Source organism: Leeuwenhoekiella sp. CH_XMU1409-2, from assembly GCF_037029365.1.
GTDB classification, from domain to species: domain Bacteria; phylum Bacteroidota; class Bacteroidia; order Flavobacteriales; family Flavobacteriaceae; genus Leeuwenhoekiella; species Leeuwenhoekiella blandensis.
Genome location: NZ_JAYMEI010000009.1, coordinates 97,004 through 115,805 on the forward strand (window position 1 = coordinate 97,004; position 18,802 = coordinate 115,805).

The 18,802-nt window shown below is 41.0% G+C and carries 9 protein-coding genes; 1 reads left to right on the forward strand and 8 read right to left on the reverse strand.

Going from position 1 to position 18,802, the window contains the following annotated elements:
• Positions 1-229 precede the first annotated feature (229 nt).
• The 6 genes from WA338_RS11185 to WA338_RS11210 form a co-directional block, all read right to left on the reverse strand.
• Positions 230-2,734 (reverse strand): glutaminase domain-containing protein, encoded by a 2,505-nt coding sequence (locus WA338_RS11185; RefSeq protein WP_154648944.1) that lies wholly within the window; start codon positions 2,732-2,734, stop codon positions 230-232.
• Positions 2,735-2,894: 160 nt separating this feature from the next.
• The gene (locus tag WA338_RS11190; protein ID WP_009781000.1) at positions 2,895-4,727 is read right to left on the reverse strand and encodes a discoidin domain-containing protein; all 1,833 of its coding nucleotides are present in this window, start codon (positions 4,725-4,727) and stop codon (positions 2,895-2,897) included.
• Positions 4,728-4,738: 11 nt separating this feature from the next.
• Positions 4,739-5,401: a basic secretory protein-like protein gene (locus WA338_RS11195; protein WP_009780999.1), complete on the reverse strand. Its 663-nt coding sequence runs from the start codon at positions 5,399-5,401 to the stop codon at positions 4,739-4,741.
• 67 nt (positions 5,402-5,468) lie between these two features.
• Positions 5,469-7,271 (reverse strand): RagB/SusD family nutrient uptake outer membrane protein, encoded by a 1,803-nt coding sequence (locus WA338_RS11200; RefSeq protein WP_009780998.1) that lies wholly within the window; start codon positions 7,269-7,271, stop codon positions 5,469-5,471.
• 50 nt (positions 7,272-7,321) lie between these two features.
• Positions 7,322-10,405 carry a SusC/RagA family TonB-linked outer membrane protein gene (locus WA338_RS11205; RefSeq protein WP_273005783.1) on the reverse strand — a complete coding sequence of 1,028 codons (3,084 nt, stop codon included), beginning with the start codon at positions 10,403-10,405 and terminating at the stop codon, positions 7,322-7,324.
• A 634-nt stretch (positions 10,406-11,039) separates the two neighbouring features.
• Positions 11,040-12,068 (reverse strand): LacI family DNA-binding transcriptional regulator, encoded by a 1,029-nt coding sequence (locus WA338_RS11210; protein WP_009780996.1) that lies wholly within the window; start codon positions 12,066-12,068, stop codon positions 11,040-11,042.
• Positions 12,069-12,521: 453 nt separating this feature from the next.
• Between WA338_RS11210 and WA338_RS11215 the strand changes: the two genes are divergently transcribed.
• A complete protein-coding gene (locus WA338_RS11215; protein WP_009780994.1) occupies positions 12,522-13,505 on the forward strand; it encodes a bile acid:sodium symporter family protein in 984 nt (327 codons plus the stop codon).
• Here WA338_RS11215 and WA338_RS11220 read toward each other — a convergent pair.
• The gene (locus tag WA338_RS11220; RefSeq protein WP_273006423.1) at positions 13,498-14,925 is read right to left on the reverse strand and encodes an exonuclease domain-containing protein; all 1,428 of its coding nucleotides are present in this window, start codon (positions 14,923-14,925) and stop codon (positions 13,498-13,500) included. The two genes, WA338_RS11215 and WA338_RS11220, sit on opposite strands and share 8 nt — an antisense overlap.
• Positions 14,926-15,105: 180 nt before the next feature.
• A complete protein-coding gene (locus WA338_RS11225; protein WP_273006424.1) occupies positions 15,106-18,702 on the reverse strand; it encodes a metallophosphatase in 3,597 nt (1,198 codons plus the stop codon).
• Positions 18,703-18,802: the final 100 nt, after the last annotated feature.

Below are 18,802 nucleotides of genomic sequence, written 5' to 3' on the forward strand. Positions count from 1 at the left end.
GAATAGGTTTTAGCTGCAATACGAGTACTTTCAAATGGGTTGATTTAACCTTCTGAAGGTGTGTAGAAGTTAGGTGCAACACAGGGATTATCATATGTGTTGAAAACCTTTTCTCGATAAAAGCTGCATAAAAAAAGCGGAGTTGGTGAGACTCCGCTTTACCCAAATGGGTGATGTTCCGGTTTTGATACCGCAACGCATAATTGCTTCAGGATTATTTTTAAATATACTATTTAGTTACTTCTTCGTCCTTCAGCATTTTAATAAAATAACCACCAACTACAGAACGTGCTTTAAAACCAACTTTATGCGCATCGGTGGTCTCGTGCCAGTCAGAAAGTGGTACGCGGTCTGGAGTTGTATTTGCAAAATCCCACACCGGGTCAATAAGTGCTTTAAAATCGGCTTCATCATCTGCTAAAGTTGCCGTCCACAAAATCCAATCAGATTTGGTGTAGGTTTTACGACTGTCTAATGGCAAACCGTAAGCTTCTTGTTTGGTCAAATAGTAGGCGATTTCGGTTTTATGCACGTCTTCAGCAAATACATTCAATCCTAAAATGTCGTCCCAAACCAAATTATACTTCTGGCTCCAGGTGCCTTCACTTTCAAAAGCTAAGGTATAGTGATCCCCGTCCCCAGCAATAGTTTGCCATTTACCGGCCATCTCTTTGGCGGCTTTGGTATATTTTTCAGCGGTTGCGCTATCTCCTAGCATCGCCGCAAGTTTACCATAAGAGGCAATTGCCATAATCGCTTTTACCGAAAGGTTTGCATTACGCGCCAAGTGCCCTGCAAAATCATCTGTTGAAAGTTGATTTGCCGGATCAAAACCACTTTGCATCAAGTAGTCTGCCCAGGTGGTTAAGGTTTCCCAATGTGCTTTGGCATAAGCTGCACTTCCTTCAACCTGAGCGATCGCCGCAGTGAGAATTAGCATATTCCCTGCTTCTTCAACAGGCATATCTTCACCATAGGTTTGTCCCAATGCAATTGGATACGTACCAATATCGTGAGCCGGAAAGGGTTTTTGCCATTTTCCGCTCTCGCTGTAATAGAAAATTCCGTTGAGCATCCCTTTTAGCAAATCAGGATTGTATACCAAAAACAAAGGTGCCGAAGGGTAGGTGACATCAACTGTGTTGATCGAACCATTACTGTTATTCTCTTTTGATAAAAACAGAATATCGCCATTAGGTGCTTCTACAAGAATATGGGCTGCAATCGCTTGGCGGTAGGCTGCAACACAAAGATCTGCATATTTTTCTCCGCCTGAAGCTAGAGCATCTTCATATAATTTTTGATCAAAAGTTTTTACTTTTTCAATAACATCTGCATAACTGGTATAGGCTTCGGTAAGTTCTTCATTCATTGTCGCACCGTCTTTGGACCACCAAGGTTTAAGAGCGGTTCCAAAATAATTCACAGCTTCAAGTTGATCATAACCGATCATAAATACTTGTTCTGTGCCTTCTTCGTCGATCTCACCAAGATCTGCAACAGTATTCAACATAAGATTCTTACCTGTGGCTTTTTCATCGGTGTCGTTTATAGCTCCTGAAACAAAAGCGTCAAGCCCTTGAGCAGCAGGAGTAACAAATTGTGTCAGATTTGTTGCAGGCGCTCCTACATATAAATACCCCCAATCTATGCGTAGGTCGTCTCCTTTTTTCTCAAGAACAGGTTGTGCAACTGAGCCGGCTTTCAGTATTGAAAGCGCTCCGTTTTTATATTCTGAAACTTCAACTTCCTGCACAGGTTGGTTGATCGCAATCGCCGAGGACGTACCTAGATATACTTTGGCTTTACGCGCTTCTTGCCCGGCAACTTTTACACTGATGTACGAAATAGGTCTGCTGTAGATCTCGAGATCTTCGATCAATAACGGAGAGGTGAAGGCCACGTTTACCTGAGTTCCGTCTGCATCAAAGGTATACTCCGTTTGATTCGCTCTAAAAGCAACGTCAAGTTGTTTAGCTTTTTTGATGACCTCATTAGATTTAGATTTTGCTTCGGTAACCAATCCCGCATCTAAAAATTGTCCGCCTGCGGTATTGCGAATGTGAATGGCCAGAACATTACCTTCGGTTTTCAGTGCTTGCATTGCTTCTTGTGAAACCGGAAGGTATTTATAGCTGTTTTGCCAGCCGTTGATATCTGCGATTTGAATTCCGTTGAGCCAAACCTTTACATTATCATCGTGATTGAGTTTTAAAAATAAAGATTCAAGGTCTGTGGTTTCCAGATCAAAGGTTCTGCGATAGTAAAGATCGGCCGTATTCCAAATGGTTTTTGCCATACTTTCATTTTCACTGAAAGGCGCTTCGCCTGTTTTCCAGGCAGAAGCATCGTAATCAGGATTGATCCAAGCTTCATCGGGTTCACTTTCGGAATAAGAAACGGAATAGGTTTCTTCGTCAGAAGCAGGAAGGATCGCGTCATAGGTTTTGCTTTCGCTTCCTAGAAACTGATAGAATTGGTCATCTAGCTGAAGCACTCCAAGAAGCGCGTGATCCCGTTCTGTCCAATGTTTGGTGGGGCTGCTGTTGAGTTCGTCTCCCATAGACCAAATGCTTAAATAAGGATCGTGTGTGATCAACGGGTAGGCCGGAGCTCTGAAAGAAGCACTTGCCTCACTTACAACGTTTTCGTTCTGTGTCGCGGTTTCTTGTTCTTTGCAAGAAAAGACAAAGAAGCATAGAAGCCCCAACATCAATAGATTGTTTCTGTTCATAAAGTTAATTTTAGGTATTTCTGGTTTTTAATCTACTTGTTTAGAAAATGTACCGTTGTAGCCCTCTTGCACGAGCAACTGCTTGTAGCTCATTAGAAAAATATCCCGAGCACAAAATCGTGCTCAGGATATTTAAATAAATTGCTGATTAAAATCTAAATTATTCAGCAAACAAGCGCCATTCAGCTAATTGAAATAAGCCGTCGCCACCATTGGCAAGTATTTCTAATCGGTAATATTTATAGCTGGTTTCATTAGTAAATAAAAAAGTACGTGTTTGTCCTCGAGAACTCCAAGATTGTCCTGATCTCGAATCAATCTCAGTAAATGTGGTGCCATCATTTGATCCAGAAAGCGTCCATTCTACAGGGTCTCTTCCCGGTGCATCATTGGCAGATGTAAGGCTATATTGAGTCACACGTTGAGGATTTTGAAATTCCTGCTGAATCCATTCCGGATTATTGAAATTGAACAGCAAAAACTTAGTTGACGTATCTCCATCGGTAACTCTAAATGAAGCTTCGTTTGAGGTAGCACCATTTCTGTTTTCTCTACTTACGGAAGTGTTAGCAAAATCAGTAATATCCTGAGGACCAAAAGTGATTAATTTCAGATTTAACAATCTCCACTCACTTAGCTGTAAGTTTCCATCACCATTATTAGCTTCAACAACTATACGGTAATGTCTATAGGCTGTACTATTTTCAAATTCATAATTTTTAGTCAAATTTCTAGAAGCAAATGTTTCATCACTTACACTGTGCAATTCTTCAAATTCAACACCATCTTTTGAACCTAGCAATTTCCAGTCTTTTAAATCTCTCCCGGGAACATCATTACCAGAAGTCAAACTATATCTATTAACCACTACAGGAAACTCAAAGTTTTGCTGCATATAAAATTCCTGTGGAAACCCACCGGTAAGAAACTTATTATTCCCTTCGGTAATATTATCGATGAGTTTTAAAGAACCTTCAGCAGCGGTTGGGCCACCATTATTATCTTTAGAAACTTCTATTGTTGCCAAACCTTCACTGGTTACATCGATTAATTCTGAAGCTGGTACGAATGGATAATTGAGGTTAGGAAATCTTCCTCTTGCAATTAATAACTCCTGTTGATTCTGATCATCAAAACCAAAAGCTTCTAGTGCTAGAGGCTCTAGATCTGCCCCAGTCGCTCCGCTAAAGAAGTGAACCAGTTCGCCTAAGGTCATATCTTTTGCATAATCTGTATCGTTAATAGGATAATGAGTACTTAGAACTTTAAAGAAGTTGCTTAAAGTAACAGAACCGTTATAGTTCTCATAAATAGGTAAAAACCAATCTCTAAACCAATAAGTGTCTGCTTTTGGGAAGTCTACCGATGTTTCTAAAAACTCTGCTTTAACACGTTCGGCCTCAGATTCTAAACCTAATTTTAGGTATAAGTCATAAGTAAAGATCTCCGTGAATTTATCTTGCCAGATCGCTTCAGCGGGTGATTTATGCACCCCGTTGCTAGAATGTTCAACGACCTTAGCCATAAGTGCAGCAGGCTCGTCTATTGCTGCACCTGTAGGACTTGAAGCAGTTATTGGATGATCAATTAGGCTACGATTCTCAGCATCCTCTTCAAAATGCGTTTTGAAAAAAGACGATTTATCAGCTTCTCCGTGGCCTACCACATACAACAAGCTGTTCTGACCATAGGTGCCATAATTTTCAACAACATATGCCCAGGAATCACTAAAAAAGCTGAAGGGCCATTCAATCGATCGATCAACTTCGGGATCGTAATAAACCGCAGCAGATACGTCAAAGTATTGTCTTAGTACATCCTCATCGTGACCATTCCAGCTTTCTGAAAGTCCACGTAGCGGCGATCCTTCCGGGTCATTGTTGACTACAGAATCGGGCTCCCCGGTTACCAGGGCAGAGTCATCTTCTGCACAGGCTTGAAACAGCAAAAGTGCCCCAAGCGTATAAAAAACAGTGTATATAATTTTTTTCATAATCTTAAATTTTAAATGCTTACCTCTGGGTTAGCCGTGTATGCTTCCCACAGCTGGTCTACCGTTTTACCGGTATATTGCTCCCATGTTTCAGCAGTATATGTTTTGGTACGTAAATCCTCATCTAGCTTTTCAACCAGATTCTTGTCATAGTTTTGGCTCACCCATAATAGAAAACGCGCTGTAATGCGGTAGCTGTTTTCATAGCTTTGCGAAGGGCTAAATGGCGTCAAAGACCAGCCTGCTCTTTCATTATCTAAAGCATATTTAAAGCGAACGTAATCTGCGATCCCTTCGGTCAACCAACCGGGACCCGCACCACCCGGATAGGATTGTACGAGATGCATAAGTTCGTGCGTAACCAGATCAAGGTCTTCTGGCTTCTTGTGTAACCAGGCAGAACTGATGGTGATCGCACCTCTATGCGCATAGGCAACACCGCCGTACGCTGTATCTATTTTTATGGTAACATGCTTTTGAGATTGCGGGTTGAAATCCTTCACCAGTTTTGGGTAAACCTTTTTAAAGATTTTCTCAATACCTTTTTGAATCGAAGGATCTAAGGTCTCATCCTGACTCTCGTAAGAAAGCGTGTATTTCTGTGCTTGAATGCTTCCTGTAATTGCGAAAGCAATACAGCTAAGCAGCACATATTTTGATAGTATTTGAATCATTTTAGATCGAATTTGAAGAACAGACTCTTGATTGAAAAAAGCGTCTGTTCTTTTTGGCTAATTAAATTTACCAACCCGGATTTTGAACCAGAGTCGGGTTTGCATTGAGTTCGTCTTGAGGAATAGGCCATAGGTAATCCTGTGGTCTAAACACACGCGTTTCAAAAGTGGTTACGTTATAAAAATCTTCTTCTGAACGCGCATTGATGTCCATCCCGTGCATTTCGCCGGCAAATACATCTTCTGCAATTTTCCAACGACGCGCATCAAAGTATCGGGTATTCTCTAAGAAGAGTTCTACGCGACGTTCTTTTCGTATTGCTTCACGCATCGCTTCCTGACTTGCAGGAGCTTCCAACTCAACAGAACCATACTCAGGAATTCCTGCACGCTCACGAATAAGATTGATATAGGTTAAGATATCTGGATTCCCGGGGTCGTACTCATTTAGCGCTTCAGCATAGTCCAAATAGATCTCTGCCAAACGTAACATAGGTAGTGATCTGTTATTGTTTCTTCTATCACCCAAAGGCGCTTTTTTTCTGGCGATATATCCGGTAGGAGGGTAGTCATTAGTTCCTGCCTGACGACCTGAATTTCCTCCAAACCAAGTTTTTGTGATGATATTTCCAAAATCACGATTTAACCACAAGCTTCCATTGTATGTGATCCCTACATAAAATCGAGGCTCTCTGTTGGTCCAAGGGTTGTACGTCGTCCTTGTAGTGAAGTCGTATGGCGCTTGAAATTGAGAGAAACCATCAGCAACATAATTTGCCTGAGGATCATCGATAGATCTTCCGTTTGAGGTAAAAAAGGCGTCAACCATTTCTTGAGTCACACTAAGTCCACCCGCGCCGCGTACTTCTGTAGCTGAGCCCAGATGATAAGGTGTTACATCATAATGGAAATAATTTACACCGGCAGGGCGTGCATAAATAATTTCAGAGTTAAAATCCTCGAGCATCACATTACGCGTAGATAAATACGGATTGTAAGAGCCGTCTTCATTAAATTCTTCGTAAAGGCTATAGGTGTTGGGAACATATTTATCAATAAACGCTTTAGCAGCATCTGCCGCTGTTTTCCATTTATTCACATCATAATTCTGAGGAATTAGGTTTTCGCCATCCTGACCAATAAAATCAGCATAATCTGTATTTCCGTTAAATAAAGGGCTCGCAGCAAATAACAGTGTTTGCTCTTTAATGGCCATCGCAAAAGGCGTACTCATTCTCCCGGCATTGTTGCCTGTAAAGCTTACGCCTTCAAGGGCTGCAGCAGCGATATCTAATTCTGAAGTGATATACGCAGCAACTTCATCAATCGAATTGCGTTTGAGTCCCAGGGCATCTAAGTCTGCATCAGCAGGAATTGGAGTTTCTCCCAATAAAATTACCGGTCCAAAACTGCGCATGAGGTTGTAATAGTAGTATGCTCTTAGAACACGTGCCTCTGCTTTGTACTGACTAATGATCGCAGGATCACAATCCTGACATAAATCTACAGCTTCAATAAAAGTAGATGCAGCTCGAATACCTCGGTAGAAGTTTGACCACAAATTACTTACATTTTGAGTAGTTGCATTCCAGTCTCCAATATTCAGGAAATTCCCCATATGGAATCCCCAAACATATTCAGCTTCATCAGAAGCACCGGTCCAAGGTCCCGAGTTTTCAGTCGTCGTATAACGCTGTGCAAATTCACTTGGAATTTGAGAATAAATGTTTGCTAAGTATTGCTCTACGGTTGCTCTACGCGCAAAAGTCTCTTCAAAGGTTAACCGATCATCCGGCACCTGATCTAAGTAATCATCACCACAGGAGAGTAAAAACCCGCTTAGAATAAATGTTAATAGTAATTTTTTCATATGATTATATTTTAAATCTGTAATACGAATTGTATCGTTTCAATTGATTTTTAGAATTGAAAGGTTCCTCCTAAGGATACCACCGAAATGTTAGGGTATCTACCACCATTATTGGTGTTAAGTTCAGGATCCCAAAGATCAAATTTGCTTAGAGTAAACAAATTGGTTGCTCGCATATAGATTCTGAAATCATCAACACCAAACTTCTGAGAGAAGTCTTTTTCAAAGGTGTATCCTATTTCAGCTGTTTTTAAACGTAAAAAGTCAATGTCTCTCAACCACCAGGTACTTGCCTGATTGTTGTTTGTTTGACCTATTCCTGAAGCGCTAAATGATAGACGTGGATAGGTAGCGTATGCATTATTATTCTCAGGAGTCCAGCGGTCTAGTGAGGTCGTGTAAATATTACCTTCACCTCCGTCACCAATAAATGGACGAATACCAAACCCGCCTATGAAGCGATCTGAGAAGTTTTGTCCTTGAAAGAATAAGCTTGCATCAAAACCTTTATAAATGGCAGTGATTCCAAAACCGTAGGTCAAAGCAGGCACGTCGCCGTCACCAATAACCTTACGGTCAAAAGCATCAATTTGTCCATCGCCGTTAAGATCTGCATATTTAATATCTCCCGGTTGAATTTGACCAAACTGCGTAGGGAAACCATCATCTGTAGTGATAAAGCCATCTCCATCTATATCATCTTCTAAAGTAAACAGGCGCTCAGCTACATAACCAAAATTGGCGATAAGACCTGTGCCTTGACGATTTAACCACGGGTGAGGTTGCTCAGGAACACCATTCTCAATGATCTCATTTTTGTTGTACGAGAAGGTACCTCTAAATGAAAGTCTCAATTCTTTGAATTGCTGACTGAAGTTTAAAGTACCGTCAAAACCTTTATTTTCTACAACACCAATATTTCCGAAAGGGTCAGAGGTTAAACCTATATAATTAGGAATATCACTACGTCTTAAGAAGGCCCCTTCGGTACGCTCGTAAAAGAAATCTGTAATCAAGCTTAATCTACTGTCAAAAGCATTGATCTCGATACCTAAATCTTGTTTTCGTGCTTCAGCCCAGGTAACATCTACGCCATAATAGGTTTGACCAATACCGCCTAGGGATTGTCTGTTTTCTCCAAAGGTATATCCATCTTGACCCTCTACACGGTTGAGATATGCAAAGCGTCCCGCTCCAGAGTCAGAACCAACTAAACCGTCAGAATAACGAAGTTTAAGATAATTTATATGGTCTTTTAAAGGTTCAAAGAACTTTTCGTTAGATAGTACCCAACCGGCTGCAAAAGACGGGAAAAACCCGTAGCGGTTATTTGGTGCAAAGTTTTCAGATCCGTTATAACCTGCATTTACTTCAAAGAAATAACGATCATCATAAGAATACGTGGCTCTACCCGCTAAACCTTCATTTCTAAATGGAATCGCGTCGGTGAAATTACCTGCAAAAGCATTAGAATAATCGGTACGGTTAGCAAGCAATAATCCGCTTACGCTGTGTTTCCCAAAAGTACGATCATAGTTTACCGATACTTGCGTGTAAAATCTTCTGTTTCCTCCATTGTTTCGGTTGTAGCCTAGGAAATTGGTGCCGGTGTAGGTTTCATTCAACAGCAAGCCACCATCTTCAGTGTATGGGAAATTGGCATCAACAAAGTAGGTGCTTTCTCGTTTAGAACGCGCAACGTTTTGCTCGTTAAAAGAGTCGAATGCAAATAAACCGTGTAATGAAAGTCCTTCAGTAATGAAACTTAATTCCTGATTCAGGTTCAAGTTGGTGTTTAAGTTTGTACGTGTGATGGTTCGGTATCCGCGAAGCGCAACTTCTGCATATGGATTACGCAGTCCACCATTAGCACTTTTTCCAGGTACAAAGCCTCCCGGATAAAGCACAGGGTATTCCACTGGTGGCGCTTCTAAAGCCGTACCAAATATTTGGTCTTCAAGCGTAATGCCTGGAGAAGTAGGTGTTCCCGGATAATTTCCGTCAGATAAATATCCTTGGATCCCTACGTTGATGTCTGTGGTTTTGGTAAGATCAATAGTAAGGTTTGAAGTGAAATTAAAACGTTCAAAGCCGGTACCTGAATCATAAGATACATTGGGATCTGTCTGAAACAAACCGGTTTCATTGTAGTATCCTAACGAAACATAATAACGAGCGCTTTCTGCTCCTCCATTTACGTTGATCAAAGCTTGCCTGTTACGGCCATAGCTTTTAAAAACTTCTTCCATCCAGTTTACATTAGGATAGAGTAACGGGTTTTCTCCAGAGGCAGTTGCATCTATGTATTCTTGCGAATATTTAGGAATATCACCTCGGGTGGTTAAGGCTTCATTAGCAAGATTCATATAGGTTACACCATCTACCAGTTCTGGTGTTTTGGTGAAGTTAGTGACCCCTTCAAAATAGTCTAAGCTAACTTGAGGTTTACCTATTTTACCTTTTTTGGTTTCGATCAAAATAACTCCATTGGCTCCACGAATACCATAAACGGCAGTGGCCGAGGCATCTTTAAGAATAGAGAATGATTCGATATCCCTTGGGTTGATATTGTCTAGAGAACGCTCAACTCCATCTACTAAAACAAGTGGATAAGCATTACCAAAACTCGAAATACCACGTATCCAAAGGTCTGCACCATCATAACCGGGTAGACCAGAACGTTGTACCCCGGTGATCCCTGCGATTCTTCCGGCAAGCATGGTTCCCAAATTGGCTACGGGCAACTCAAGTTCATCGGCTTTGATGGTAGATTGTGCACCTACTACGCTGATTTTTTTCTGTTTACCATAACCTACGAGTACGACTTCGTCCAGAGATTGTGCATCGTCTGCCATTTGAACGTCAATACTTGATTCCCCCTTCACAGGGATTTCTGCGGTTTTCATTCCTACATAGGAATAGATCAGAATAGCTTCAGCATCGCTAACCGTAATGCTGTAGTTACCATCAAAATCGGTCAAGGTACCGTTTGTGGTATTTTGTTCTTTAATGTTTACACCGGGTAAAGGAACACCTTGTGAATCTGTTACAGTACCAGTAACTGTAATAGCAGTGTCTTGTTGGGCATAAATTGACTGTGTCTTACACAGTAGGGCGGTGAGTAGCAATCCCATAAAAAAGATTTTACTACTGGATTCTCCGAGCCGTTTACCGACTTTAGAAGAAAAGGAATACTTGTCAAATAGAGAAAGTAATTGTTTCATCCAATAATCTGAGTTTTTAAATTGTTCGTGTTTCCGTTAAAAGAATGCTAAAACTAGTAAAACGTTTTAGCATTTATGAGAACGGAATTTGGATGAGGCTAGTTTAAGCGAAGTTTAATTACTGAATGTAAGCCGTTAATCGATGCGAATGTTTGTATTTGTAATCTTAAAGTTAATTTAAGTTTAAATCGTAAACCGATATCGAAATAAAAGTCTATTTGATACAATATGTCTCAATCAGGGCACAAATTATCTCATTACGTCTTTTTTGATCCATTTTAAATATTATAAATAATATTTAATTGTTTTTAATTTGTATTTTGAAATGTGTCATTCTTGTTTCAGACTTAAATAAACCACGGCATATTAACATAAATTGGCTATAAAATGTCGAATTGTGTAATGCGTTACGCTTCAACTGAAGCTTATTAGAAGTACAATTAAGATCAAAACAAAAAAATCCACTCAAAAAACAGCAGGTTCTCTCTGATTTTGAATGGATTTAATATATGATAATGTTGGAGTGGGGGGAGACTTATTAGGTCTACTTCTTTTTAGAAGAGTCTCTGGGGATCAGTTCAGCATGCAAAACCGATTGCATCAATGGCACTTCTTCTTTGCCATTTGCCTTCAACAATTTAAACATGATACGCATCAATTCTTCTCCCATTTCCTGTAGCGGTTGAGCCACTGCGGTTATAGAAGGATTATTGATTTTAAAGAATTCGTTATCATCAAATGTTACAATACCCAGATCATAAATAAGCTTAGGATCGATGTCTTTGATGATCTCGAGTGAGGTTTGGGTTAGGTAATTGGTTGAAAAGAACACCGAATCAATCTCGTTACTTCCGGTGAGTAGTTCTGTGATGCGCTGTTTTCCCTCAGGAGATTGTATTGTCTCAAATGGAAGTTCAAGAATATTGCTTTGTAATCCCGCAGCAGCAACGGCATCGCGATAACCTCTGGCGCGATCAAGCATCTGTATTTGTTGCGTATCTATGGTAATAAAAGCAGGATGTTTAAAACCGTTATCTATGAGATGTTGGGTGGCTTTATTGGCCGCTTCATAATTGTTGATCACCACCTGGTGCGTAGCGAGGTCTTCAAAATAACGGTCGGCAAGCACGACAGGAATATCACTTTTAATAAGGTTCTCAATATCCTTTTTAATACCCGCAGATGGAATGATTAAAAAACCATCTACCTGACGTTCATGAAAAACACGAATGAGTTCCCGCGAACGTTTATCATTATTCTCATTGCTACAAAACAATACTTTGTAGCCTTTTTGATAGGCGATCTCCTCAATAATACGGGCGATCTTGGCAAAAAAGCGGTTACCGATGTCTTCAACCATAAATACCAGAATTTTACTTTTTCCGGTACGTAAGCTTTGTGCCACTTGATTAGGACGGTAATTAACTTCTTCAACGTAGTCTTCGATCTTTTTGATAACCTCTTTAGAGATCTTTCGTTCTTCTCCTTTGCCATTTAAAACAAAAGAAATGGTGGTGATCGATACGTTAAGCGCTTTTGCGATGTCTTTTATAGATGGGCGTTTTTGCTTCATTATGTTGTAAATCTAGGTGAACAGTTGGCATCTTGAATATTGAAAAGCCACCAACCACAACTCACTATTTTTGGCAGCGCCAAAGAGGGGATTGCCCAATGTATGGCTGCGAAATTGAAAATTTATTTCTAACCACTCCATCAAAGTCTGCCATCGTCGATAGACAGGCTCGTCCTGAGGAAGTTTACTTATTCTTCAAGAAGTTGCACAACGCCTTTTTTGAAAAGCAGCGCACGCATCTTCTTTGAATTAACAAGTTTATAAAAGTATTGAATACGAATAGATTTCTGCTTTTTTTTAGACGAAATGCACACAGAGTGACTAATCTCGATCATTTTATTCCGGTTATGCGCTCAAAGTTTCGTTTTTATCGCTTAAAAAAATAAAGAAGTTCCTGCATAAAGGTACAATCAGGGTATTGTGGCGCCTTAGAACTGCATTACCTTTGCCGCAATGAATATAAAGCTTGATAAATTTGTGCTTGCGATCCTGGTAGCTATTGTTGTTGCCTATTTTTTCCCTCAGTGGGGAATCGCCACAAGCCCGATTCCACTAGATACGATTAGCGCCGTAGGAATCGCATTGATCTTCTTTTTATACGGACTCAAATTAAGTCCGCAAAAACTGAAAGCAGGTTTAGGGAATTACAAATTACACTTGCTGGTACAGGCGTGTACCTTTCTTGTTTTTCCGCTGGTGGTGCTCTTGTTTCGTCCATTAGTACAAAATGCAGAGCACGAGCTGTTATGGTTGTCTTTCTTTTTTCTTGCCGCGCTGCCTTCTACAGTAAGTTCTTCTGTAGTTATGGTTTCTATTGCAAAAGGAAACATACCGGCAGCGATCTTTAACGCAAGTATTTCAGGAATCATAGGTATTGTCATTACGCCTTTGTGGATGGGTTTGTTTATAGACGATATGCAAACCGATTTTGACTTTACTGAAATTTATATGAAGCTGGTGTTGCAAATTCTAGCACCGGTGATCTTGGGCTTGTTGTTGCAGCGGTTTTGGGGAGGATTTATCCAGAAACATACTAAAAAACTTACGCTTTTTGATAAAAGCATTATCCTGCTCATCATTTATAAAAGTTTTGCGACTTCCTTCACCGATGGTGTTTTTAGCGGAGTATCGCTTTTTGATTTAGCGATTTTAGTTGTTGGAGTGCTTTTCTTGTTTGTTCTGGTTTATATGTTAACCGGACGCATCGCTACCGCGCTTGGCTTTTCCATAGAAGATCGGATTACCGCGCAATTCTGCGGAACCAAAAAATCTCTGGTACACGGTACCGTATTCTCAAAAATAATATTTGGTGGAATGCCCGGCCTCGGTCTGGTTTTATTGCCCTTGATGCTTTTTCACGCATCCCAAATTATGATCATAAGCGCCATCGCTTCCAGATTTGCAAATCGCGAAATGCCGAATGAACCTGCTAACTAAGCCAAGAAGCAAAAATATCTTGGGTTGAATTTTCGGTAGTGGTGAGCGGTAAGCGTACAATATTCTTTTCGGTAGCGAGATAGCGTCTTATGATGCGATCTGCATACGCCGAACTTTTCTGCGGAATTAAATAATGCTCAAAATCTTCGTTATGGTTAAAATCTGAATTTTCGTCCACAAAACCATAGCCTGAAAAACGGCCTTGCTTTAAATAAATAAAAGACTTTTCTCCAGGATTACGCCCTTGCTCCACAAGCAAGCACGACTGCTCATAGGTGTGAATATAATCTAGCGCTTTGCTCACCCGGGCATTATATTCAGTAACAGCAATTTCGCCGCTACAGGCACCGCTGCAGGTGTGTATCTTGTAATGATTGCAGGTGTCAACACCTTGTTGCAACGCACAATATTTAGGACACAATTCAAATTTTTCACATACTTCCTCCATAAACTGTATCGCTTCTTCTCGCGTATAAAACTGCATCCAACTTACCGGGGCGATTTTGTTTTTGTGCAAGGCAAATTGCTCGATTCCGTATTTATTATGATAGGAGGTGAGCTTGTAGGGCTTTGTAGGGTTCTTTTGTGCTTTGTTGTATTTGGGGTAATATTTTAGAATAAGTTCGGCTTCTCGCAATAAGGCCAGCAATTCACTTCCTGTTAACTCATAATCGATGCTGTGTGTGTTCTGAAGCAGCTCATATTTGCGGTTGCTTTTTTCTCTGAAATGCGAAAGCACGCGTTTTTGAATATCGATCGCCTTACCAATATAAAGCGGTTTTCCGTTTTTATCTTTAAAGAAATATACGCCGGCTTTATGCGGAAGCGCTTCAAAATCTGAAGCTTTAAAGTGCGGCGGAAAATAGGATTCTTTAGATTTTCGGTTTAAAAATCCTTGAATGACTTCATACTCAGGATCAAGATCGAGACAGCGCTGAAACAAAATAACCGTAGCTTCGGTATCTCCTGTAGCGCGGTGACGATCGTAATGTGGGATATTGATCGAGGTGCATAGATTTCCTAAACTGTACGAGAATAATCCCGGAATGAGTTTCTTAGCCAGTCGCACCGTGCAGAGGCGTTTTCGGTTAAAATCGAGACCAGCTTCTTTAAATTCTGCACGCACTACATTGTAGTCAAAACCTACATTGTGCGCCACAAAAATGCAATCTTGAGTGAGTGCATCAATTTGCGAGGCAAGTTCATCAAAATACGGTGCATCTTCAACCATGCGGTCGTTGATGCCGGTAAGCTTTTCTATGTAAAGCGGGATTTCCCGCCCGGGATTTACCAATGAGGCAAACCGGTTGATTTCTTTGCCTTCTTGAAGTACGATGATGCAGATTTCGGTTATTTTATTCCCCTTGATCCCGCCACCGGTCGTTTCAACATCAATGATCGCAAACTTGGCCTCTTTCATAACTGCAAAGTACGTAAATCTCCAGATGTTGTAAAAGGAAAAAATCCGTATTAACGGAAAAATTCCGATACCCTATAACCGAATTGTTTCAGCACAAATTAGCGATGGATTTTCTACGCATAAAAAAGCCACGCTTCTGAGGCGTGGCTTTTTAAAGTTTGGTTGATTAGTGTGTTTTTTCTAGAATTTGAATCCTAGCGTAAACAATACGCGGTTACTTTCTTTACTGCGGTAGTAGCCCAGATTGGCAGTGAGTGCTTTAAACCCATTTAGGAAAACCGAACCCCCGTAACTGTTGTGCCATTGTTCAGAATCTCCTCCCGGAGTCCAAATGCGCCCGTAGTCAAATCCTGCTGAAACACCCAAGCGTAACGGAATGAAATTGGTGGTCAATTCGGCAATACCTACACGTAAATCGGTGCTTTGGTAAAAAGAAGTCTTACCGTTAAAACGCTCATTTCTAAAACCGCGCAGGCTGTTATTTCCGCCCAAGGTCGCAGCGTGGTAAAATTCGTAAGTATCTCCAAAGTTCATTTCTGCACCCACTTTGGTCGCAAGAACGGCCATACCGCTAGGATGCAGCGGGTAGTCTATAGAAAGGGTAGGGTTTACATAAGCAAACTCATTATCATACTCATCAATATTACTTTTATAACCTGCTACCAGATCAAACTGAAACCCTCTTCGGATAAAGGCGATCGCTCCGCTTTTGTTTTTATATTGAAAAGCGGCTTCTGCACCGGCATAATACTGCGTGTTGAACACATCATCGCCAGGCACGAAAATGGCAGTATCGCCGGTAACACCATCTCCGGAATACGAAACATTAAGGGACTCAAATGTAGGACCAAAACGTATAGACATGCGATCTTCTCTGTAGATCAATGACGGGTTAACACTCCATTGACTGATACGTACCCGGTTAAAGTCACGATCTACAAGATCATCGTCGTAGGTTGTTTCATTACCGGTACCAAAATAATTGATCGCATAATTAGGCGTGGTATAGCGGGCATCGAGGCCAAAATTCCATTTATAAAAAGCGTGTGCAAATTCACCTGAGTATTTTAACTCTACCCCGTGTGTCGCTGCGTAATATTTAGCCGTCAAGGTTTGTTGTGTCGCAAACGGATTGTTTGCCAGACCATAGGTCGTGTAGGTTCCGCTTAAGCCTGCAGAAAATCCGGTGTCCTGATCGTAACCTACCGCAGGAAGAGTAGAGAAGGCATCCAGTTTTCTGTTTTCGTCATTATAGGTATTGATGTCATAACTGTCTACCAGCCATTTGCGAGTTCCCGGATTTACAAATGTATTTTTTTTGCTTTTGTAGTCATAGGCTTTTACGGCACGTGTATTTTGAAAATCGTACACATCGTTATTTTCTCCTCCCAATATTTTAATAGGAATGTATTGATCGCCTTCACCCGTTACTGTAAACGTATCTTCATCATCAAGACCATAAATCCAGAGTTCTTTGGTCTCCTCTTTATCGTAGGTGCGCTCAAAAGTACGATCGTCTTCAGTGGTTAGCGCCACGCGGGTTTTTCCGTTAGGAAGTCGGGTGATTATAAAATCGTCCTTATCTCCGGTTCCTAAAAGAATCTGGTGACGCATCAAATACTCATAATAGCGACGCGCAATGGGCATCAAATTGTCCCGACGGATCTTGAAATTCTTTATGATCTTTTCGGTGCTTTCGTCTTGTGCAGCTTCAGGCAGGGTGGCAAAAGCAGTTTCGATGGTTTCATCGGTAAGCTTTTCTTGTATGAAGCGAACTTGTTCTTGCCAGTCTTCCCAGGTCAAACTCTTTAAAAAAGCCTGATCGAGTGGGTAAGCATAACGGCTCAACCATTTTACATTATCAACATCCTCATCATAGCGTTCCATAGAGCGGAAATCGATCATTGCTACTTTCAGCAATCCAAGAACGAGTCCGTCGTATTTAGGAAAGGCCTGATCCCGATCTCGCCGAATGGTTTTGTACAGCGTATTTCCGTTGTCCTGCTCGTAAGCAGACCAACGCCATTGGTCATAATGCCGATCATAGTCGCCTACGGCAAAATCCATCAAGCGCACTTTTAAAAAGTTGGCTTCGTCAACCTGATGCTTTTTCGAGTCGCGTACTTCAGCCAATAGATCTTTGGTACTTATGATATCGTCTGCATTTCCAAAGCGTTCAAAAGATTTATTTTCATCACCGGCATGCGCTTCAAGCATATACAGTTTATCTCCATAATCTTCATTAAAGATACCCAGTTGTTTTTGCTTGGGCATATAGTAGATTTTAGGCTCGGCATTATAAATATCCAAGGTGTCAAAAATAGGATTGAGCGCAAAGGGCGCATAAGGTTGCGCTGTGGTATAAAAGTCTTGCACGATATCTTCGGCAATGGTGTTTTGCATAAAATCACGTACATAGTGATCTGTAATTTTAGACTGAATGAAGCGCACAGCACTTTTACGCAGTTCACGAGCGGTATATTCGTGTTCGTCATCATCGATCAATCGGAGCGAGCGGGATTGATTTCCTCCGCCTTCAGAAATCGCGTGTACATTACCCGGAAGTTCAGACAAGTCAAGCACCGGTGCTTCAATTTCTTTACTAAATACATCGCGGTAATGTTCTCCCCACAGAAAACGATAAAAGCCGCTTTTGTCAGTTTCTTCTTTGGTATAGATCGAAGCCTTATAGGTATCGCTCATCCCGCTAATGTCTGGTGCAGGAATGTCCTCGGGCCGAGGTTGCTGGCGACGTATTTGTTTTTCAAAAAGTTTTTGAGGCGCGCCTTTTCCGGTTTGAAAGAACTCCACTTTAGAGCTTCGGTCTGTATAAACCGTAAGTTTAGCAAAACCGTGAGATTTTGCGGCAAACTGACCGTCATCGGCTTTGCGCACTCCATCTAATTTTGAAGCGGCAGCACCACTGATGATTTGTGGGATTCCGTCGTCAAAAACATATTGTAAGTTGCGGTCACTGGCCGAAACAAAGATCACATCAGGAAACTGACTTGCCAAAGTTTCCAACGTTCCTGCATAGTTTTGACGCAGGGTGCTATAGTAATCTTCAACGCTAAGGCCACCTATTTTTTCTATAAAATTCTGTTGAGAAAGCGTAAGTACTGAATGATGTACCGCAACAATGACCGTTTTGTTCTGTTCATCTTTGAGGTCATCTTTAAACTTTGCAAAGAAATCATCGCGTGTTTTGAGTTCGCATTTATTGTTGAGGTATAAATGATCATCCCAGTCTTCAAGAAACCATTGGGAATCGATCATCAACAACTCTACATTCTCCATATTGAGATTCTCGATCTCTCTGGGGCAACCATCATTTGGCCAAAATTCAATCTTGCTATTATCTTGAATAAAAGACTCAAGGTCGTCCAGATTCTCGTGTCCGTTTTTATTCCATTCATTTTTTCCGGGCATCAAGATCACGTTACCATTAAAAGCTTCCAAGGGTTGCATGATTTCCTGTTGCAGAAAAGCTTCTACCGCTTTGCGGTCTTTCTTTTTTGGCGGATAGCCTTTTTTTGTGATGTTCCCGATAGCAACAAAGGTGGCATTAACATCTTGTTGAGACATCGTGGTGATGGCTTCCAGAACTCCTGTGGTAGAGGCGTTGGGAGCATCTCCTGTGTTTCCGGTAAAATAAAAGGTTTGTTCGATGGCTGCATCTGTTTCCTGCGCATACATTCCTGAGGAAACTAAAGCCCATAAACCAAATGCGAAAAACGAATAAAGCGAAAGGCGTAAGGACGCGTATTTCTTGTTCATAGAGGTAGTTCAAATTAGTAAGGCTCAAATTATGCCAAATATGTTAATGCCTTTTCTTTTTTAACCCTCTATAACACTGTTTTAAATAAGTCTTAAGAGA

Coding starts and splice junctions, on each gene's coding strand:
- WA338_RS11220 (WP_273006423.1), bottom strand. CDS start 14,925: ATGAAAGAGGCCAAGTTTGCGATCATTGATGTTGAAACGACCGGTGGC.
- WA338_RS11225 (WP_273006424.1), bottom strand. CDS start 18,702: ATGAACAAGAAATACGCGTCCTTACGCCTTTCGCTTTATTCGTTTTTC.
- WA338_RS11205 (WP_273005783.1), bottom strand. CDS start 10,405: ATGGGATTGCTACTCACCGCCCTACTGTGTAAGACACAGTCAATTTAT.
- WA338_RS11210 (WP_009780996.1), bottom strand. CDS start 12,068: ATGAAGCAAAAACGCCCATCTATAAAAGACATCGCAAAAGCGCTTAAC.
- WA338_RS11190 (WP_009781000.1), bottom strand. CDS start 4,727: ATGAAAAAAATTATATACACTGTTTTTTATACGCTTGGGGCACTTTTG.
- WA338_RS11195 (WP_009780999.1), bottom strand. CDS start 5,401: ATGATTCAAATACTATCAAAATATGTGCTGCTTAGCTGTATTGCTTTC.
- WA338_RS11215 (WP_009780994.1), top strand. CDS start 12,522: ATGAATATAAAGCTTGATAAATTTGTGCTTGCGATCCTGGTAGCTATT.
- WA338_RS11185 (WP_154648944.1), bottom strand. CDS start 2,734: ATGAACAGAAACAATCTATTGATGTTGGGGCTTCTATGCTTCTTTGTC.
- WA338_RS11200 (WP_009780998.1), bottom strand. CDS start 7,271: ATGAAAAAATTACTATTAACATTTATTCTAAGCGGGTTTTTACTCTCC.